The organism is Neorhizobium sp. P12A (genome assembly GCF_008365395.1).
Taxonomy (GTDB): Bacteria; Pseudomonadota; Alphaproteobacteria; order Rhizobiales; family Rhizobiaceae; genus Rhizobium.
In genome coordinates this window covers 1,137,927-1,157,001 of sequence record NZ_QOVX01000001.1, presented here as the reverse complement: position 1 = coordinate 1,157,001, position 19,075 = coordinate 1,137,927, and the positions used below count along the sequence as shown (strand labels likewise).

Annotated in this window: 20 protein-coding genes; 12 read left to right on the top strand and 8 right to left on the bottom strand. The window is 60.3% G+C overall.

Features of this window, described 5'->3' with window-relative positions:
- The first annotated feature begins 217 nt into the window (after positions 1–217).
- Positions 218–1,270 (top strand): sugar phosphate isomerase/epimerase, encoded by a 1,053-nt coding sequence (locus DTW90_RS05540; RefSeq protein ID WP_149336866.1) that lies wholly within the window; start codon positions 218–220, stop codon positions 1,268–1,270.
- 170 nt (positions 1,271–1,440) lie between these two features.
- Entirely contained in the window at positions 1,441–2,628 is a 1,188-nt protein-coding gene (locus DTW90_RS05535; RefSeq protein WP_149336865.1) for a Gfo/Idh/MocA family oxidoreductase, read from the top strand.
- A 600-nt stretch (positions 2,629–3,228) separates the two neighbouring features.
- On the opposite strand, the gene DTW90_RS05520 is transcribed toward DTW90_RS05535, so the two are convergent.
- Positions 3,229–4,476: a D-arabinono-1,4-lactone oxidase gene (locus DTW90_RS05520; protein WP_149336863.1), complete on the bottom strand. Its 1,248-nt coding sequence runs from the start codon at positions 4,474–4,476 to the stop codon at positions 3,229–3,231.
- 215 nt (positions 4,477–4,691) lie between these two features.
- Here DTW90_RS05520 and DTW90_RS05515 point away from each other — a divergent pair, with 215 nt between their 5' ends.
- The 3 genes from DTW90_RS05515 to DTW90_RS05505 all read left to right on the top strand — a co-directional run bounded on the left by DTW90_RS05515 (position 4,692) and on the right by DTW90_RS05505 (position 7,224).
- Positions 4,692–6,065: a GH1 family beta-glucosidase gene (locus DTW90_RS05515; protein ID WP_149336862.1), complete on the top strand. Its 1,374-nt coding sequence runs from the start codon at positions 4,692–4,694 to the stop codon at positions 6,063–6,065.
- A 118-nt stretch (positions 6,066–6,183) separates the two neighbouring features.
- A complete protein-coding gene (locus tag DTW90_RS05510) occupies positions 6,184–6,630 on the top strand; it encodes a hypothetical protein (RefSeq protein WP_149336860.1) in 447 nt (148 codons plus the stop codon).
- A 45-nt stretch (positions 6,631–6,675) separates the two neighbouring features.
- Positions 6,676–7,224 (top strand): NADPH-dependent FMN reductase, encoded by a 549-nt coding sequence (locus DTW90_RS05505; protein ID WP_149336859.1) that lies wholly within the window; start codon positions 6,676–6,678, stop codon positions 7,222–7,224.
- 18 nt (positions 7,225–7,242) lie between these two features.
- Here the strand turns inward: DTW90_RS05505 and DTW90_RS05500 are convergent, their stop codons facing one another.
- Positions 7,243–8,184 carry a rhodanese-related sulfurtransferase gene (locus DTW90_RS05500; protein ID WP_149336857.1) on the bottom strand — a complete coding sequence of 314 codons (942 nt, stop codon included), beginning with the start codon at positions 8,182–8,184 and terminating at the stop codon, positions 7,243–7,245.
- Positions 8,185–8,321: 137 nt separating this feature from the next.
- Here DTW90_RS05500 and DTW90_RS05495 point away from each other — a divergent pair, with 137 nt between their 5' ends.
- Positions 8,322–9,323 carry an alpha/beta hydrolase gene (locus tag DTW90_RS05495; RefSeq protein WP_246664889.1) on the top strand — a complete coding sequence of 334 codons (1,002 nt, stop codon included), beginning with the start codon at positions 8,322–8,324 and terminating at the stop codon, positions 9,321–9,323.
- A 26-nt stretch (positions 9,324–9,349) separates the two neighbouring features.
- Here the strand turns inward: DTW90_RS05495 and DTW90_RS05490 are convergent, their stop codons facing one another.
- The 3 genes from DTW90_RS05490 to DTW90_RS05480 form a co-directional block, all read right to left on the bottom strand.
- Positions 9,350–9,823 carry a VOC family protein gene (locus DTW90_RS05490; protein ID WP_149336855.1) on the bottom strand — a complete coding sequence of 158 codons (474 nt, stop codon included), beginning with the start codon at positions 9,821–9,823 and terminating at the stop codon, positions 9,350–9,352.
- Positions 9,824–9,905: 82 nt separating this feature from the next.
- The gene (locus DTW90_RS05485; RefSeq protein WP_132526645.1) at positions 9,906–10,814 is read right to left on the bottom strand and encodes a CHAD domain-containing protein; all 909 of its coding nucleotides are present in this window, start codon (positions 10,812–10,814) and stop codon (positions 9,906–9,908) included.
- Positions 10,804–11,277 (bottom strand): CYTH domain-containing protein, encoded by a 474-nt coding sequence (locus tag DTW90_RS05480; protein WP_149336853.1) that lies wholly within the window; start codon positions 11,275–11,277, stop codon positions 10,804–10,806. The genes DTW90_RS05485 and DTW90_RS05480 overlap by 11 nt, the downstream gene beginning before the upstream one ends.
- A 154-nt stretch (positions 11,278–11,431) precedes the next feature.
- Here DTW90_RS05480 and DTW90_RS05475 point away from each other — a divergent pair, with 154 nt between their 5' ends.
- The 4 genes from DTW90_RS05475 to DTW90_RS05460 all read left to right on the top strand — a co-directional run bounded on the left by DTW90_RS05475 (position 11,432) and on the right by DTW90_RS05460 (position 13,880).
- Positions 11,432–12,070 (top strand): 2-dehydro-3-deoxy-phosphogluconate aldolase, encoded by a 639-nt coding sequence (locus DTW90_RS05475; protein ID WP_132526649.1) that lies wholly within the window; start codon positions 11,432–11,434, stop codon positions 12,068–12,070.
- 127 nt (positions 12,071–12,197) lie between these two features.
- A complete protein-coding gene (locus DTW90_RS05470; protein WP_132526651.1) occupies positions 12,198–12,899 on the top strand; it encodes a tellurite resistance TerB family protein in 702 nt (233 codons plus the stop codon).
- Between the two features lie 79 nt (positions 12,900–12,978).
- A complete protein-coding gene (locus DTW90_RS05465) occupies positions 12,979–13,677 on the top strand; it encodes a GNAT family protein (protein ID WP_132526653.1) in 699 nt (232 codons plus the stop codon).
- A complete protein-coding gene (locus DTW90_RS05460) occupies positions 13,674–13,880 on the top strand; it encodes a hypothetical protein (protein ID WP_132526655.1) in 207 nt (68 codons plus the stop codon). The genes DTW90_RS05465 and DTW90_RS05460 overlap by 4 nt, the downstream gene beginning before the upstream one ends.
- Before the next feature lie 22 nt (positions 13,881–13,902).
- Here the strand turns inward: DTW90_RS05460 and DTW90_RS05455 are convergent, their stop codons facing one another.
- From DTW90_RS05455 to DTW90_RS05445, 3 genes are all read right to left on the bottom strand, one after another.
- Positions 13,903–15,012 carry a nickel/cobalt transporter gene (locus tag DTW90_RS05455; RefSeq protein ID WP_132526657.1) on the bottom strand — a complete coding sequence of 370 codons (1,110 nt, stop codon included), beginning with the start codon at positions 15,010–15,012 and terminating at the stop codon, positions 13,903–13,905.
- The gene (locus DTW90_RS05450; protein WP_132526659.1) at positions 15,006–15,650 is read right to left on the bottom strand and encodes a DUF1007 family protein; all 645 of its coding nucleotides are present in this window, start codon (positions 15,648–15,650) and stop codon (positions 15,006–15,008) included. Before DTW90_RS05450 ends, DTW90_RS05455 begins: the two co-directional genes overlap by 7 nt.
- A gap of 117 nt (positions 15,651–15,767) precedes the next feature.
- The gene (locus DTW90_RS05445; protein ID WP_132526661.1) at positions 15,768–16,661 is read right to left on the bottom strand and encodes a LysR family transcriptional regulator; all 894 of its coding nucleotides are present in this window, start codon (positions 16,659–16,661) and stop codon (positions 15,768–15,770) included.
- A gap of 532 nt (positions 16,662–17,193) precedes the next feature.
- Between DTW90_RS05445 and odc2 the strand changes: the two genes are divergently transcribed.
- Both odc2 and DTW90_RS05435 read left to right on the top strand, forming a co-directional pair.
- Positions 17,194–18,327, top strand: a complete 1,134-nt coding sequence (odc2, locus tag DTW90_RS05440; RefSeq protein WP_132526663.1) for an ornithine/lysine decarboxylase — start codon at positions 17,194–17,196, stop codon at positions 18,325–18,327.
- Positions 18,328–18,424: 97 nt separating this feature from the next.
- On the top strand, positions 18,425–19,015 hold the full coding sequence (locus DTW90_RS05435) for an N-acetyltransferase (RefSeq protein ID WP_132526665.1): 591 nt from the start codon (positions 18,425–18,427) through the stop codon (positions 19,013–19,015).
- Positions 19,016–19,075 lie beyond the last annotated feature (60 nt).

Below are 19,075 nucleotides of genomic sequence, written 5' to 3'. Positions count from 1 at the left end.
GTCAGGCTTCGGTTCGGCGGCGAGAAGGGCAGGGGAAGGCGAGAAATGCGGTACGTACATCTTGCGGCCACAGGCATGCCGTGATTAAGTCGGGCACCTTTGATTTCCGCCCTCAGGGGCAGATTGGCTGTTTGGCCGAAATCGACTTGCCGACAGCAAATTGCGTGGTAGAACTCTATCGGAAACGTTTACGTTCGTCATTCAGGGAGGAATTGACATGAAAACGATCAAGGGCCCCGGCCTCTTTCTCGGACAATTCGCAGGCGATGCGGCCCCGTTCAACTCATGGGATGCCATCACCAAATGGGCGGCTGATACCGGCTATGTCGGCGTGCAGGTTCCGACCTGGGCGAGCCAGCTGATCGACCTCAAGAAGGCGGCCAGCTCCAAGGACTATTGCGACGAATTCGCCGGCAAGGCACGCGAGAACGGCGTCGAAGTGACCGAGCTTTCCACCCATCTGCAGGGCCAGCTCGTTGCCGTGCATCCGGCCTATGACGAGGCCTTCGACGGCTTTGCGGCGCCGGAAGTGCGCGGCAATCCGAAGGCACGGCAGGAATGGGCCGTCGAGCAGGTGAAGATGGCGATCACCGCTTCCAAGCACCTCGGCATCAAGGCGCATGCGACCTTCTCCGGCGCGCTCGCCTGGCCCTTCATCTATCCCTGGCCGCAACGTCCGGCCGGTCTCGTCGAGACCGCCTTCGAAGAGCTTGCCAAGCGCTGGACGCCGATCCTCAATCATGCCGACGAAAACGGCGTCGATGTCTGCTACGAAATCCATCCCGGCGAAGACCTGCATGACGGGATCACCTTCGAGATGTTCCTGGAGCGCGTGAAGAACCATCCGCGCGCCAACATGCTCTACGACCCCTCTCACTATGTGCTGCAGTGCCTCGACTATCTCGACAACATCGACATCTACAAGGACCGGATCAAGATGTTCCACGTCAAGGACGCGGAATTCAACCCGACCGGCCGGCAGGGCGTCTATGGCGGCTATCAGGGCTGGGTCGAGCGCGCCGGCCGCTTCCGCTCTCTGGGTGATGGCCAGGTCGATTTCGGCGCGGTCTTCTCGAAGATGACGGCGAATAATTTCGATGGCTGGGCCGTGGTCGAATGGGAATGCGCGCTGAAGCATCCGGAAGACGGTGCCCGTGAAGGTGCCGAATTCGTCAAGGCACATATCATCCGCGTCACCGAAAAGGCCTTCGACGATTTCGCGGCCGGCGGAACGGATCAGGCGGCCAACCGGCGGATGCTGGGGCTCTAAGAAGACCCCTCCCCAACCCCTCCCCACAAGGGGGAGGGCTAAGTTGCCGCATCGTCGGCGCTTCAAATGGGCCGAATGCAAGCCACGAGTCTTCTCCCCCCTTGTGGGGGAGATGCCGGCAGGGCAGAGAGGGCTTTGTTTCCAGCAAGTATATTTTCGAGGAGGATAGAATGACAATCGAAGGATCATCGGAAGAAGCGCGCGAGCCGCGCATCCGGCTCGGCATGGTCGGCGGTGGGGCCGGCGCGTTCATCGGGGCGGTGCATCGCATTGCTGCACGCATCGACGACCAGTATGAACTCATCGCCGGCGCGCTGTCGTCCACGGCTGAGAAGGCGATGCAGTCCGGTCGCGACCTCGGGCTCGCTCCCGATCGCACCTATTCCAGCTATCGCGAGATGGCGATCCGCGAGGCGAAGCTGAAGAACGGCATCGAGGCCGTCTCGATCGTCACGCCGAACCACGTGCATTACGACGCTGCCAAGGAATTCCTGCGCCGCGGCATCCATGTCATCTGCGACAAGCCGCTGACATCGAACCTCGCCGATGCCAAGAAGCTGAAGAAGATCGCAGACGAGAGCGGCGCGCTCTTCATTCTGACGCATAATTACACCGGCTATCCCATGGTCCGTCAGGCCCGCGAAATGGTCGCCAATGGCGAGCTTGGCGATATCCGGCTGGTGCAGGCGGAATATCCGCAGGATTGGCTGACGGAAGCCGTCGAGCAGACCGGCGCAAAACAGGCCGTCTGGCGCACCGATCCGGCGCAATCGGGCGTCGGCGGCTCGACCGGCGATATCGGCACCCATGCCTATAATCTCGGCGCCTTCGTTTCCGGCCTGGAACTGGACAGTCTGGCCGCCGATCTCGACAGCTTTGTCGAAGGCCGTCGTCTCGACGACAATGCCCATGTCATGCTGCGCTTCAAGCCGAAGGGATCTGAGAAGCCGGCCAAGGGTATGCTCTGGTGCAGCCAGGTGGCGCCCGGCCATGAGAACGGCCTCAAGGTTCGTGTCTACGGCACCAAGGGTGGCCTCGAATGGGTCCAGGCCGATCCGAACTATCTCTGGTTCACGCCGTTCGGCGAGCCGAAGCGGCTGATCACCCGCAATGGCGCCGGATCGGGTGCCGCCGCCGCCCGCGTCAGCCGCGTTCCGTCAGGTCATCCGGAAGGCTATCTCGAAGCCTTTGCGACGATCTATACGGAAGCCGCACGCGCCATCAACGCCGCCAAGAAGGGCAAGGCCGTCGATCCGGCTGTCGTCTACCCCACCGTCGATGACGGCGTGAAGGGCGTCGCCTTTGTCGAGGCCTGCGTGGCGTCTTCGAAGCGCAATGGGGCGTGGGTCAAGGTCTGAGGATTTCGCCGAGCGACCTTTGAGGTATGAAAATGGAAATGGGAACGGACGCAAATCCGTTCCCATTTTTGTTTCAGGTCTTTGGATTTGCTGCGAATTCGTCCTTGCGTCGATCTGAAAGTTGGCCGTCTGTCACGGCCCCATCCTCCTCCGTCACTCCTGTGCTTGTCACAGGAATCTAGCCACGGCGCGCCTGCGCCGTGAGGAGACCCTCTTCGACCCAAGGACTTGGGCCGGCTGGATCCCTGTGACAAGCACAGGGATGACGGGCGGAGAGGTTGCAGTTCGACCGAAGCCATCAGCCTTTTGTCGGCAGTTCATACGAAGCCGGGACTAGGATGCCCCGAAAACAACTTGCTCTAAGCATGGGTTGGAGAATTTTCGCTGCGGATCCACCCTGTCACGGCTCTATCTTCCTCCGTCATTCCTGTGCTTGTCACAGGAATCCAGCCACGGTACGTCTGCGCCGTGAGAAGACACTCTTCGACCCAAGGACTTGGGTCGGTTGGATCCCTGTCACGAGGACAGGGATGACGGGCGGAGAGGTTGCAGTTCGACCCCACCCATCAGCCTTTGTCGGCAGTTCATACGAAGCCGGCACTAGGACGCCCCGAAGACGACCTTCTCCAGCCACGGGTTGGAGAATTTGCGCTGCGGATCCATGCGGTCACGCAGCCGCGCGAAATCGGCGAGCTTTTCGTAGCGCGCGCCGATGTTGCCGAGCGTGAAGACCTTTCCCCAGTGCGGCAGGGCATCGAAAGGCGACAGCGCCTGTTCGAGATGGCCGACAGCGACGTTTACCGCCTCCTGATCTTTGACCCAGGTAAAATGGATCGATAGGGTGTCGCGTTGGTATTGCGGGCTGAGCCATAGTTCATCGGCGGCGGTGGTGCGGAATTCTACGACCTGTACCAGATGGGCAAATTTGTCCCGGATCGACAGCAGAGCCTCGATTGCCGCTGCTCCTTTCTCTCTCGGAACGTGGAATTCGGACTGTATCTCTTCGCCGTTGCTGGGTGTGAAGCCCATCTTGAAATGCGGAAGCCGGTCCGACCAGCGGCCGTATTCGCCCAGCTGATCGGTGGCGTTGCGCGGGTCAAGCCCGATGATCGGGTGACGCTTCTCGGTCGAGCGGTGAGCGCCATGAAGCATTGCGGGCAGATCGTCCGACGGTGCGGTGCTCTTCAACCAGATGGCGCCGGCCTTTTCGGCCCATTGCGTGAAGACGCTGACGCTATAGGCCGCACCCATGATCCCGTCGAGATTGGCCAGCAGGCTGTCCCAGGCAAGACCTTCGTAAACCGTTTGCGCGACCTGGAATTCCGGCTGGACATCCAGCGTCACGCGGGTGACGACGCCGAGTGCGCCGAGATGCACCACCATGCCGGAGAAATCCGGATCGCCGCGCTTCGCTTTCACGATACTGCCATCGCCGGTCACGAATTCGATGGCTGAGATTGCGGTGGCGAGATTGCCGTTGCTGATACCGGAACCATGCGTGGCTGTGGCGATCGCGCCGGCGATCGAGATATGGGGCAGGGATGCGAGATTGTGGATCGCGAGACCATGCTCATGCAGGAAGAGGGCGAGTTCGCCATAGGTGGAATGCGCGCCGACGGTGACGTGCTTGCCATCCGCTTCGATGACAGGATCGATCGGGACTTCTGCCAGCGACAGCGCCACGTCGCCGTCGACGATGCCGTTGAAGGAATGCCGCGATCCCAGGACCTTTATCCTGGATGCTTGCGACACAGTCTCGCAAACGGCCTCCAGCGAGGAGGGATAGAGGCAGTCGCGGAAGCTGTAGTGAAAACTCTCTGACCAGTTGGCGGTGGGAACGCGTTTCATGAACCAAACTTTCGTGAATCCGGATGGTGCACTATAGCCTTCGCCCCGGCAAAGTCGAAGGCCGCGATCGGTTGTCCGCCGTAATCCTCATATAAAAACAACTATCTACTGCAACGTTACAGTTTTGCCGTTTCCATGCTGTACAATCGCGGTTGGCTTGACTACACCATTGCCCAAAATCTGGCCTCAGGGTGCAAACAAGGATGGGACTCGAGATGATTGATCCAAAGAGCTTTGCCGATCGTTTTCCGGGCGATTTCACATTCGGTGTGGCGACTGCCGCCTTTCAGATCGAGGGCGCGTCCAAGGCCGATGGCCGCAAGCCGTCCATCTGGGACGCCTTCTGCAACATGCCCGGACGTGTCCATAACCGTGACAATGGCGACGTTGCCTGCGATCACTATAACCGGCTGGAACAGGATCTCGACCTGATCAAGGAGATGGGCGTCGAAGCATATCGCTTCTCGATCGCTTGGCCGCGCATCATCCCTGAAGGCACCGGCCCCGTGAACGAAAAGGGCCTCGACTTTTACGACCGGCTGGTCGACGGATGCAAGGCGCGCGGCATCAAGACCTTTGCGACGCTCTATCACTGGGATCTGCCGCTGATGCTCGCCGGCGAGGGCGGCTGGACGGCGCGCTCGACCGCCTACGCCTACCAGCGCTATGCCAAGACCGTCATGGCGCGGCTCGGCGACCGGCTTGATTCCGTTGCGACCTTCAACGAACCCTGGTGCATCGTCTGGCTCGGCCATCTCTGGGGTCTGCATGCGCCTGGCGAGCGCAATATGCAGGCCGCGCTTTATGCCATGCATCACGTCAATCTCGCGCACGGCCTTGGCGTCGAAGCGATCCGGGCGGAAGCGCCGAAGGTTCCGGTCGGGCTGGTGCTCAACGCTTCGTCGATCATCGCAGGCTCGGACAGCGAGGCCGACAAGGCCGCGGTCGAGCGGGCGCATCAGTTCCACAACGGCGCCTTCTTCGACCCGGTCTTCAAGGGCGGGTATCCGAAGGAATTCCTCGAAGCGCTGGGCGACCGCATGCCCGTCGTCGAAGAGGGCGACCTGAAGATCATCAACCAGAAGCTCGATTGGTGGGGTCTCAACTATTACAAGCCGGACCGCGTCTATGACGATGCCTCCAAATCCGGCGATTTCCCCTGGACGAAGGAAGCGCCGCCGGCCAGCGACGTCAAGACCGATATCGGCTGGGAGATCTATGCACCGGGCCTCAAACTGCTCGTCGAAGACCTCTATCGCCGCTACGATCTGCCGGAAGGCTACATCACCGAGAATGGCGCTGCCTACAATATGGGCGTCGTCAAAGGAGAGGTCGATGATCAGCCGCGCCTCGACTATTACGTCGAGCATCTCGGCATCGTCTCCGACCTGATCAAGGACGGTTTCCCCCTGCGCGGCTATTTCGCCTGGAGCCTGATGGACAATTTCGAATGGGCAGAAGGCTACCGCATGCGCTTCGGCCTCGTCCATGTGGACTACCAGACGCAGGTCCGCACGGTGAAGAAGAGCGGCAGATGGTATCGCGAGCTGGCAAGCCAGTTTCCGAAGGGGAACCACAGGGCGGGGTGAGAACCGCCTCTGGCAAGTGTGTTTAAAATCATGGCGTCCCAGTGTGGGCGTCATGATTTTGATGTAACTGGTCCAGGTCGAGAGAGAGACGCGTCCGAGCGGCTATTCCGGAGTTCACATGTTTTATCAGGATGTCTATGGCAATGTTTTTGAACCAGCCAGCTGGTTTGATAAGGTCCCGAATGATCTCCAATGGTCGGAACTCTTCGACGCATGTTATCATCAGGGGAGCATAACGACCGGATCTTACGCGGTCGTACCGCACATCGTAGATTCCATCGCAAAGCATGGCATCTTCGATTGGGAACCCTATGCCTTGGTCGCCGCTATCGAGGAGGCACGACTAACGGACCCAGCTCCCGCGATGCCGTCCGAGCTAAAAGACACATATTTTGAAGCCTATCAAAAGCTTGCAGAACATTCGCTGCGCGTATTCCCGGACGCATCGGATCCGTTGCTGGTCAGGAGCGTTCTGGCGGTTCTTTCGCTATCGAAGGGACAGGTCTCCATCGCAACATTCGCCATGCTCACTGAAAGCGAGCAGCTTGAGCTGCTGGGCAGTTAAGCGATCGCATCTCGCCAGAATCAGCGTTTGTGGCTACAGCGAGATATGGCTTATCCAATCACCCTCTATGCCCTCTGCGGCAGCCTGCGCCGTGTCTCGACGAGCCGCCGGCTTTTGGAGGCGCTGCGCGATCATGCGCCCGAGAGCATTTCGATTGAGATCTGCGATCTAATCGGCGATCTACCGATCTTCAATCCGGACGATGAGGGAGAGCGGACGCCTGCTGATGTCATCGCGATGGCGGAGAAAATCCGGGCGGCGGACGGATTGATCGCGTCCTGTCCCGAATATGCCCATGGCATTCCCGGCGGCTTCAAGAATGCGCTTGACTGGCTGGTGTCGCGCGATGAGGTGCCGTTCAAGCCCCTTATGTTCGCCCATGCCTCGCATCGCGGCGATCTGGTGCTGGCGCTGCTGACTGACGTCCTCAGCACGATGTCGCTGCATATTGTCGAGGAAGCATTTCTGCGGCTGCCGCTTGCCGGCAAGACCGACGAGGCGCAAGCGGCATTGGTGGACGAGGCGGCGCAGGATGGCGTGCTGAGGACCAGCCTTGAGCGGTTCCGCCGCGCAATCGAGGAGCGAGCCGGTTAGCTGCGGACTGCGTCAGCCTCAGCTGCCGATATGCCGCTCGCCGCGCTTCTTTGCCAGTGCCACCTGCTTCTGGCGTTCGCGGAAACGGTGGCGGTCTTCGTCGGAGCGCTCGTGATAGCAATTGCTGCAGGAGACGCCTTCCTCGTAATAGGGCGAGGTTATCTCTTCCGCCGTGATCGGATTGCGGCAGGCGTGGCAGAGCTTGTGATTGCCTTCCTTCAGGCCGTGCTCGACGGAGACGCGCTCGTCGAAGACGAAGCAGGCACCCTCCCAGAGGCTTTCTTCCGCTGGCACTTCTTCCAGATATTTCAGGATGCCGCCCTTGAGGTGATAGACCTCGTCGAAACCTTGCTCCTTCATGAAGGCCGTCGCCTTTTCGCAGCGGATGCCACCGGTGCAGTACATGGCGATCTTCGGCTTGTTGTGCAGGCCGGGATTCTGCTTCACCCATTCCGGAAATTCGCGGAATGTCTTGGTCTTCGGATCGACCGCGCCCTTGAAGACGCCGATTGCCGTTTCGTAATCGTTGCGGGTGTCGATGACGATCGTATCGGGATCGGAAATCAGCGCATTCCAATCCTTGGCCGCGACATAGGTGCCGACCACCTTGTTGGGGTCGATGTCCTCGACGCCCATGGTGACGATCTCTTTCTTCAGCTTCACCTTCATGCGCACGAAGGGCATCTTCGAGGCCCGGCTTTCCTTGTGTTCAAGGCCGGCGAATTCCGGCTGGGCGCGCAGGAAGGAAAGGAGAGTGCCGATGGCCGCATCCGTACCGGCGATGGTGCCGTTAATGCCCTCATGGGCCAGAAGCAAAGTGCCCTTGACGCCGTTTTCGTCGCACAGCGCCTGCAGCGGCTCGCGCAGGCTTTCGAAGCGCGGCACGGACACGAAATGATAAAGGGCTGCGACGAGAAAAGGGCCCGTCGTGGACGCCGGTGAACTGAAGATGTCTGTCATGGGCTCGGAAATACAGCTTGTCAGGCTTTCGTGCAATCGGGATTTGTCGATTTGCCCGGTGGCGGCCTCTCCGACAGGGCTTCCATTGCGCAGGCCGACTCATGCTAGCCTCGGCCGCAATTGCCGAGGGAATAGTCGTGACAGTGATTGGTTTTCGAAAAGGAACAGCATTCGACGGGGATCGCCCCAATTGGGATGGGACCGGGCCGCGGCCGCTCGGCTGGGCGGCCTGGTATCCGGCGGTGGGCGAACCGCCGAAAGACGAGCCCGCCAGGGAGGGATGGTTTTCAAATCCGTGCGTTGCCCGCGATGCTGCGATCGACCGAACCGAGCAACCCTATCCGCTGGTCCTTCTGTCGCATGGAAGCGGTGGTTCGGCGAGCAACCTTGCGTGGCTCGCCCATCACCTGGCCGGTAACGGGTTTGTCGTTCTTGCGGTCAACCACCATGGGCATACCGGGGCGGAGCCCTATCGCGCGGAGGGTTTTCTTTGCCTGTGGGAGCGGGCGAGGGATTTGAGCGTGCTGCTTGATTCACAGGATTGGCTGCAGGCGCTGCAAGTGCAGGTGGATATGGACCGGATATTTACGGGCGGCTTTTCGGCAGGAGCCTATACCACGCTCCTGCTTGCCGGTGCGATAGCGAAGTTTTCGCAGTTCGATCCTGCCAATCCATTTCGTGGCTCCAATCGTGGCCCACTGGAATTTCCTACAGTTGCGGACGAGATCCCCAGTCTGCTCGAAAGCAGCACGGTATTTCGCGAGTCCTGGGCGCGTGTGTCGCATTCTTATCGGGACGATCGCTTCAAGGCCTTTCTCCCGCTTGCGCCGGCCCGGTCCGTTCTCTGCTTCGATGAGGAAAGCCTCGGGCGAATAGATCGCCCGGTCCTCGTGGCAACCGGTGGATCGGATAAAATCGCGCCGGTGAAACAATGCTCGCAATGGCTTTGCGATCGTATCGACAGGGCTCAGTTGGAAACCATAAGCGGAGCCGGCCACTATATCTTTCTTCCCGAGCCCACGGAGAAGGGGCTCAAGGAACAACCGCAATTCTTTTCGGATTCTCCCGGCGTCGATCGCAAGTCTGTCCACGATCATGTCGCAGACTTGGCGCTTGCTCTCTTCAAAGGCCCGTGCTGAAAAGACACCCGCTGACCGGTGCTCTGTCAACGCTCCCGCCACGCCGACCAGGGCTGCATTGCGAACGCCGCATCCGGCTCGTCGTCGAGAACGCAGATGAGTTCGATCGAATGCCCGTCCGGGTCCTTGAAATAGAGCGACAGCGCCGGCACCCAGCCGATGATGATCGGCTCGCTCACCGGTTCGCCATGGAAACCGAGAGGCTGGACGCCGCGGGCTTTCAGGAGGGCCGGGGCAAGGAGAATGTCGTCCTTCCTCATGTGCAACGCGATGTGGAGCCGCATCTGCAATGGCCCGCTTCCGGTTTCCCAAAGGCCGAGCATGCCGGTCTTCTTGCCTCCCACCCAGAAGAAGGCGATGCGCCGCTCCTCGAAGCGCGCCGCCAGTTCAAGGCCCACGACCTCCTGGTAGAAACTGATCGATGTTTTCAGGCTGGAGACGGTGAGGTGGGTTTCGTAAACCCCCAATATAGGCGGCATCGGGGCAATGTTTGCAGTCATCTTGTCCTCGGCAATGTGGTTGTCCATCACGATTGCAGAGGCTAGGACCTCAACATAAGTTGAGGTCAAGGGGTCATGAAGATCAATTTCCGACGAGCACCCAGAGCAGTTCGATGCGCTCGGATTCCGCCTCCGGATCGTCCGCGAAGACAGCCTCGGCCTGCAGCAGCGCCTGCCGGCGCGTTTCCTGCTGGCGGGCAATGATGGCGTCGAGCAGATGCGCAAGATCGTCGTTGCGGGAGAAGAGCTGCGGTTCGGCTTCCACCAAGCCAGAGAGGACGTCGAGGTCGTGGACGTGGCCGAGAAGATCGGCCAGTTGCTTGCCAGCGGTGCGCTTGGCCTTCATTGCGCTCGGCCAGGCATGGTGCAGCAGGGCCTGGTACTGGCGATAGTCCTGCGTCCGCTTTCGCAACTCGTGAAAGGCCTCGGCGGACGCCTCGCCGTGGCAGTCCCCGATGGCAGCCTGCGCCCGGCGCATCGTCTTGCGCCAGCTCTTGGCAAGCATGCGGGCGACCTTGTGATGACTGTCGTCGAAGGAAACGTCGTCGAGTGCTGCAATCGCCTCGCGCAGGATATCGGCCGTATGCAGCAATTTCTGATCAAGTCCGCTTTCCGCCTCGGCCAGCCAGTCCCGGCGCGTCTTCAATGCGGCGACGATCCGGCCCAGCGCTTCCGCCTCTTCCGGGCCGCGGGCATTGTCCCTGAGATATTTTGCTGTTCCGATCAGGGCGGTCGCATCGCGGATTGCGGAGAGCTCCTTGGCTGCATCGCGCAGCCTTTCATTCTCGCGCTTGCGGAAATCGGGAGCGGCCCGGGCGACGAGACGATAGAGCGAGCGCACCCGCTTCAGGTTCTTTCGGAAGGCATGGACAGCTTCATGCGATCCGTCCGGACGTTCTTCCAATGTCGTTATTGCATGCTGCAGCTGCGATGCCGCCGCGTTCCGGAATGCGAGGGTGAATGCTTCCCCCGGCTCAATTCTAAAGCTCATAGTCGTTTTGACCGTATTGCGTGGCAAGCGCCTGGTTCGAGTAGCGATATTCACCTGTCACCTCCTGGCCAAGCCAGTCGGGAAGCTCGGGATTGTCGTCTTCGGATTTCATTTCCACTTCGGCAATGATCAGGCCCTCATGCGCGCCCATGAAGACGTCGACCTCCCAGGTGAAACCCTGGTAGGGTACCAGATGACGCTTTTTCTCAATGACGAGGCCGATTGCGGCGCACATCAACTCCTTGGCGTCAGTAGCGGCGATGTCGTACTCGAACTCGTCGCGCGTCAGCGATCGGCCAAGTTTGATGGTGATGGTCGCGACCTCTTCGTTGGCTAGCCGCACCCTGACACTGCGGTCCTCCATAGATGCGATGTAGGCCTGCCGGAAGTGTTTGACTTCGGAAACAGAATTCCGCCATCGATCGTCGCGAACCAGAAATTTGCGCTCGATCTCTTTTGCCATGGAAATGCTCCGCCTCGCATCCGTAACGATAACACTAGCCGAAGTTTTTGGCATTTCCTACCCGATGTCTGCTGTCATCAGCTTTTGTCTCGACAAGACCGTGTCAGGGGGTTATCGAACTCTGAATTTCAATCGTTTCAGGAGCCAGCAAACCATGGGCGAGAAAACCGAAAAGCTTCTTTCCATTCTGAAATTGCAGCCGGTCGTTCCGGTTCTCATCGTGGAAGATGCCAAGTCGGCGGTGCCGCTGGCGCGCGCGCTGGTGGCCGGCGGCCTGAAGGCCATCGAGATCACGCTGCGCACTGCTGGAGCGCTCGATGCCGTGCGCGCCGTTGCCGACGAAGTCGAAGGTGCCGAAGTCGGCGCCGGCACGATCCTCAATGCAGCCCAGTGGGAAGCGGCTGTCGAGGCAGGCTCCAAGTTCATCGTCAGCCCCGGCACGACGCAGGAACTGCTGGACGTCGCGCGCGATTCGCATGTGCCGCTGCTTCCGGGCGCTGCGACCGCCAGCGAAGTCATGGCGCTGCGCGAAGAGGGCTACAAGGTGTTGAAATTCTTCCCCGCCGAGCAGGCCGGCGGCGCTGCCTATCTCAAGGCTCTGTCCTCGCCGCTGGCAGGCACGCTGTTCTGCCCGACCGGCGGCATTTCGCTGAAGAATGCACGCGACTATCTGTCGCTGCCGAACATCATCTGCGTCGGCGGCTCCTGGGTGGCGCCGAAGGAGCTGGTTGAGGCCGGCGACTGGGCCGGCATCACCAAGCTCGCCGCCGAGGCTGCTGCGCTCAAGGCCTGAGGTTTACAGGTTTCGAAATAACAGCAAGGCGCCCATCGTTCGTGGGCGCCTTTGTTTTTAAGCGGGTTTGAATTTAACCGCTGGCCTTCCTACTTCGGATTTAGCGCAACCGATGGGAGGATGACGAATGATCGATGCTCGCAAGCTTCTGGACCAGTTTCTCGGAGCCCAGGTGCCCGGCATGCAGGGGACCGTGCGCGACAAGGCCACCGAGGCCGTCAATCTGGCACGGGACAATCCGCTTGCCACAAGCGCCATTGCCGGCGTGCTCCTTGGCACCAAGACCGGCAGGAGTATTGCGACCAATGCATTGACGCTGGGCGGGCTCGCAGCCATCGCCGGCCTCGGCTATCAGGCATACAGGAATTACAAAGCCGGCGAAGAACCGCAATCGCAGCCGGAAACGCAAAAGCAGCCGCAACTCCTGCCCCCGCCCTCCGATTCCGGGTTCAGCACCACGCCCGCCATTGCGAGCAATGATTTTGCCCTGACGCTGGTGCGCGCGATGATCGCTGCGGCGCGGGCAGACGGTCATATCGATGAAGCCGAGCGCCGGCAGATCCTCGGCAAGATCGGGCAGGCAGGACTTGGGGCCGAGGCGGAGGCCTTCATCGGCCGGGAGCTCGCCAATCCGGTCGATATCGATGCCATTGTCGCGGCGGCAACGACGGAGGAGCAGCGTGTCGAGATCTACACCGCCTCCCGACTGGCTATCGAGCCTGATACGCGGGCGGAGCGCGGCTATCTCGATCTTCTCGCCGGACGTCTCGGCCTTGCCGATGCCCTGGTCGATCATATCGATGCGACAGTGACGACGGCGAAAGCCTGATTGTCATCGTGACGTTGAGGCTGGTTGCCTTTCCCGGGCGGCTGGCCTAATCCAATTCTCCAGACATTGGGGGAACGCGATGCGCGATCTAGCAAATTTCAAGGGATGCCCTGCTCCGCAGCCGGTGACGCTGAAGGGCCGTTACGTCACGATCGAGCCCTACGACAGCGAGAAGCACCTTGCGGGTCTCTGGGAGGCGCTGGGTGGTGCTGCCGAGATCAATTCGCTGCTCAAATATTTCCCCAATGAAGACTATGCGACTGCCGAAGAGCTGGATCAATGGCTGCAGAAGGCAAGGGTCGCTTCCAGTTTCGTGACGCTTGTCTTCCGCGACAATGCCAGCGGCAAGATCGTCGGCATGGCGAGCTACATGCGCCCGGATCCGAAGAACGGCGTCGTCGAAGTGGGCTCGGTGGCGCACGGACCCGCGATGAAGCGCTCGCCGCTTTCGACGGAAGTGCACCACCTGATGGCCAAGCACGTCTTCGAAGATCTCGGCTACCGGCGCTACGAGTGGAAATGCCACAACGAGAACGAGCCGAGCAAGACGACGGCGCGGCGCTACGGCTTCACCTTCGAGGGCGTGTTCCGGCAGCATGTGATTTCTCGCGGCGCCAACCGCGATACCGCGTGGTTCTCGATGATCGACAGTGAATGGCCGCTGCTGAATGCAGCCTTCGAAGCCTGGCTTTCGCCCGACAATTTTGATGGCGAGGGTCGGCAGAAGCTGCGCCTGGAAGACATTCGTGCCGAGTTGGCGAAGGATTTCGTCTCTTGACCGGAAGCAGCAACCGTTCGTCGGCGATAGCCGCCGCCATCATTCTGCTTGTCGCCGGGGCCGTGCTCTACCTGATGCCGACGATCGTTCTGTCTCTCGGCGAGATTTCGCCCTGGCTCGCGGCGGGAGCCGGCATCTGCATCATCCTTGCCTTCTTCCTGGTGTTCTGGCTGCGCGCCCAGTATCAGCGGCGCCACCGGTAACGGCCAGGATCCGGTCTCAAGACTAGGTTTGGAGCGACGCGCCGAGCAGAAGGACGCCGGTCGCGATAACGAGCAGCGCGCCCAGTATCTCGATCGCATTTCCGACCCAAGTGGCGAGCATCGACCCGGGTCCGGCAAGCCGCATCGCCGTGCCCTTGGTGGCAACCGCAAAGATCGCCAGCAACGAAACGGTCAGCGCCGTGCCGACGGACATGGCGATGACGGAAAGAATGCCGCCGAGCATCAGGCTGTTCAGCATCGAGAAGGTCATGACGAGCAGCGCGCCGGAGCAGGGGCGCAGGCCGACTGTCACGATCGCCGACCATGCTTCGCGAACGCTGAAATTCTCACCCTTCAGCAGGGACGGATCGGGAAGATGCATGCGGCCGCAGGTGGCGCATATCTCGTCCGCTGACGCGCCATGCTCTGGCGCGTCGCAGACATATTGCGTGCTGGACTGGGCGGTCGCGCTTGCGCGGAACATCTGATTGCTGCGGCGTGTGTCCGGCGCTCCGTCGAACAGCGATAGGCTCACCGGTCCTGCCGATGTTGCGAACTGCACCGATTCGCGGCGCGGTGCTTCACGGATCATCGAGCGGAGCTTGCGATAGAGCAGCCAGCCACCAAAGAGGATCACCATGACGAAACTGGTGATTTCCATCGTGTTGGTCGCCTGCGTCATGGTGATGCCGGAGCCGCGCAGCACGAAATAGGCTGCGGCGACCACCAGCACGGCGACCAGCCCCTGCAGGAAAGCAGAGATGAACGAGATCACGATGCCGCGCTTCAGCTCGATCTCGTTTGCCACCATGTAGGACGAGATGACCGCCTTGCCGTGGCCGGGGCCGGCGGCATGAAAGATGCCGTAGGCGAAGGAGAGGCCGATCAGCGTCCAGAGTTCCCTGGGGTCACGGCGCATGCCCTCGATCGAAAGGGTCAGGGCGCGGTAGAAGGCCTGCTGTTCGTAATTGATGTAGAGGAAGATCGGGGCGAGGGGGCCGCCGATAGGCTGGAAGCTGGGTTCCGCCGTGCCGATACCCAACGGCGAACCCGTGGCATGCGCAAGGCTGCAGGCCGCAAGCAGGGCAACGATCGCTGATGGCAGCAAGGCCGCATGACGACGTTTCAGCATTGAAGATCGATCCGTGTTGCAAAGAGCTTCGACATGGTCGTCCCGGTCGGGTCGTTGAAGAAGGCATCCGTCAGCGATGTCTTGTTTTCGGCGATCACCTGATCCGGGTCAGGCCGCACCACCTTCTGCGTGCAGCCCTTGAAGGCATCGCCTATCGTCACAAGATCGCCGTCGGTCGGGAAATCGATGGATGTATAGAGGGTCGGGTCGTAAATGCCGAAGGAAAGGCGGTTGCCCTTCATCGACATGGTCTCCGCCGGCTTGACCGCGAAGAACATCAGAAGCTGGCCGTCCTTATAGTCGACATTGATGACATCGGGCTTGTTCACCTTGATGACCTTCCCGTTGACCGACATGTTGACGTAGTAATCGTAGTCGACCAGCGAATCGCGGACGGTCTTGCCGACTTCCTTCAACTCATCGGGGTCGAGCTTCAAATTGGTGTTCTTGTCGAAGTCCATCAGCACGGACGAGGAGAAGACCTCGTCGAATCGCCAGACGTTGCGCAGTTCCTTGATCGTGCCATCAGGACTGGCCGCGACCTCAAGCCGGGCCTCCACGAAAATATGCGGATGGGCGAACGCAGCAGCGGGCGCGAGGCAGAGGCTTCCGGCCAGGATGAGGGTGGATTTTTTCATGCGAACCATATGCACCGCCAGCCTTGAATCGACCCGTTTTTTGGGCGGGAAATGAGACAGAATTGGGACCGTTTGCTGCGATGCACCCGGAAGGGCGCAGCAAGGCGAGACATCAATTCAACTCTGCTTGCGGAACCAGTTATACAGGTAGTCGACGAAGATGCGCACCTTGGCCGGCAGATAGCGCCGGTGAGGATAGACGGCGTAGATGCCGCGATCGGTCGGGATATAGTCGTTGAAGAGGGTGAGCAGCGCGCCGCTTTCGATCTCCTTGCGGCCGATGAAATCGGGGACCATGGCAACGCCGATGCCCGCGAGAGCTGCCCTGAGCGTTGCATGCGGGCTGTTGACCTCGATCGGACCGCTGATCGTAACATTGAAGGAGCTGCTGTCCGGATTGTAGAATCGGATGCTGTTCTGTGACCTGTTGTTGGTGTCGATGATGAAGGGCACATTCGCCAGATCGTTCGGATGAACGAGGTTCGGATAGCGCTCGAGAAATTCCTTGGTCACGCAGACGTGTGTGCGGAAATCGGAGATTTTTCGCGCGATCATGCCCGAGTCCTCCAGCTTGGTGACGCGGATCGCGACATCGAAGCCTTCCTCGATCAGATCGACGAAGCGGTCGTCGGCGGAGATTTCGAGCGCAAGGTTCGGGTTCTCTTTCGCGAAGTCTATCAGTGATTGCCCGACATCGGCGTCGACGAAGGTGCGGGGCACCGAGATTCGCAAGCGACCCTTGAGCTGCTGGTTGCTCTCGCGCACGAGGTCGGCGAGGTTGTCGATCTCCTTCAAAATGTCGGAAGCCGTGCGGAAATAGGTGTGCCCTGCCTCAGTCAGCGAAAACTGCCGAGTGGTGCGGTTGAGGAGGAGAGCACCGAGTTCGTCCTCCAGCTCACGGACATATTTGGAGAGCAGGGCCTTCGACCGGCCGGTCTTGCGTGCCGCTGCGGAAAAGCCCTCCGCTTCCACCACGTCGATAAAGGCGCGAATGCGCGTCAGGGTGTCCATGAAGTGCCTCTCCGTATCTGTTTCTGAATATTGAACAAAACGGCGAAATTTGTTCAATTTATTTTTTGAGGCTTCGATCAAAAAACTTCTTGATTATGACGGCGAATATTCTTATCTCCCGCTTAGCCCAAAGTCGCACGTGCCCATGGGTGTCCGCCGAACCCTCGAATTGGTGAGGAAATCGGTAAGGTACCTGGAATTAACCCCTCCAGTCGCTATTCCGGCCAACCGGAAAATGCGAGGACGCCTGAAGCAACGACGGTGCGGGCCTTTTTGTTCTCTCCCTGCTTTCCATCAGCGGGGGTTACTGAAGAGGCACACCTTCATTGCCGGAAGTGCGGCAGGGATATTCCCTCCAATCCATGGCAGACAAAGCCGAACCTATACCGCTTTCGCGGCGTTGGTTCATCATCTGCGCATCGAGCGCTGCTAGGGATCCGGGGTCTCCACCGGCTGGTTCCTGAGCGGTTCTCGTATGCCCTTTGTCCTCCGGTTTTTTACCGGAGCTCTGGAATTGGAAGAGGGAATTGATATGACCACTCAGCGCATCCGCGACTTTCTCGCAACCCGACGTCCCGACGGTCCCTGCCTCGTGGTTGACCTCGACGTAATCCGCGACAATTTCCATGCTTTCCGTCACGCAATGCCGGACAGCGCGATCTACTACGCGGTCAAGGCAAACCCGGCTCCTGAGGTCCTGAAGCTGCTCGCCAGCATGGGCTCCAATTTCGATTGCGCGTCCGTCGCTGAAATCGAAATGGCGCTCGAAGCCGGTGCGACCGCTGCTCGTATCTCCTTCGGCAACACGATCAAGAAGGAACGCGACATCGCCCGCGCCCATGCGCACGGTGTCAGCCTCTTTGCGGTCGACAGCCACGAGGAAGTCGAGAAGATCGCCCGTGCCGCTCCCGGCGCCCGCGTTTTCTGCCGCGTGCTTACGGATGGCGAAGGTGCCGAATGGCCGCTGTCGCGCAAGTTCGGCTGCGTGCCGCAGATGGCCGTCGACGTTCTCGTCTACGCTCATCAGCTCGGCCTGCAGTCCTACGGCGTCTCGTTCCATGTCGGTTCGCAGATGACCAAGGTCGACGCCTGGGATTCGGCTCTTGCTGATGCCAAGCGCGTCTTCGTTCAGCTGGCCAAGCAGGGCATCCACCTGCAGATGGTCAACATGGGCGGCGGCTTCCCGACCAAGTATCTGCGCGACGTTCCGTCCGCCGAAGCCTACGGCAAGTCGATCTATGCTGCTCTGCGCGCCCATTTCGGCAACCAGATCCCGCAGACGATCATCGAGCCGGGCCGAGGCATGGTCGGCAATGCAGGCGTGATCAAGGCTGAAGTCGTCCTGATCTCGAAGAAGTCGGACAATGACGATGCTCGCTGGGTCTTCCTCGACATCGGCAAGTTCGGCGGCCTGGCAGAAACCATGGACGAAGCCATCCGTTACCCGATCCGCACCGCGCGCGACGGCGACGAGATGGAGCCCTGCGTCATCGCCGGTCCGACCTGCGATTCTGCCGACGTGCTCTACGAAAAGAATCTCTATCCGCTGCCGCTCACGCTTACGATCGGCGACGAAGTTCTGATCGAAGGCACCGGCGCCTATACGACGACCTACTCGGCTGTCGCTTTCAACGGTTTCGATCCGCTGAAGGCGTACATCATCTAACAAGGTCGCTCTCGCCAGCCCCGGAACCAACCGGGGCGGCAACCTCACAATTTTCCTTCATCACCGCTCATAACGGTATTGGGTACGGGAGGCCAAAATGGCCGCTGTTCTTGATTCTGTACGCGCATTCTTTGCGCCCTCCACATTCACCATCGACCTGGAAAACTCCAGCGACGTTGTTGCTCGCGAAAACCTGCTCGACCACGCCATGGGCGCTGGCCGCACCAAGAAGTCGTCGGAAAAGCTCCGTCGCAATCGTGTTCCGGCCGAGGGCCTCGCTCTCGTCGCACGCGACCGCAATGGCCATGTCATCGGCACGGTGCGCCTTTGGAACGTGGAAGCCGGCGTCGATCACGACACCCAGCCGGTCGATGCGCTGCTGCTTGGCCCGCTTGCGGTCGATCCGGCCCATGAAGGAAAAGGTATCGGCTCCGCGCTGATGCGGGCCGCAATTCTCGAGGCGAAGAAGCGCGATCATGGCGCGATCCTCCTCGTCGGCGATGCGTCTTATTATGAGCGCTTCGGCTTCTTTGCCGAAAAGGCCAAGCATCTCGTCATGCCCGGCCCGTTCGAACGTCATCGCTTCCTGGCGCTTGAGCTTAAGGACGGCTGGCTCCAAGGAGCCGTCGGACTGCTCGTTGCCAGCGGCCGCCAGCTCGTGCGGCCTCCGGTCCGCGGGGCGGCGTGACCGGCCGGCTGCTCCCTTTGCGCAAAAGGGGAGCAGCCGCTTTTGGGTTTCTGGCTCTAT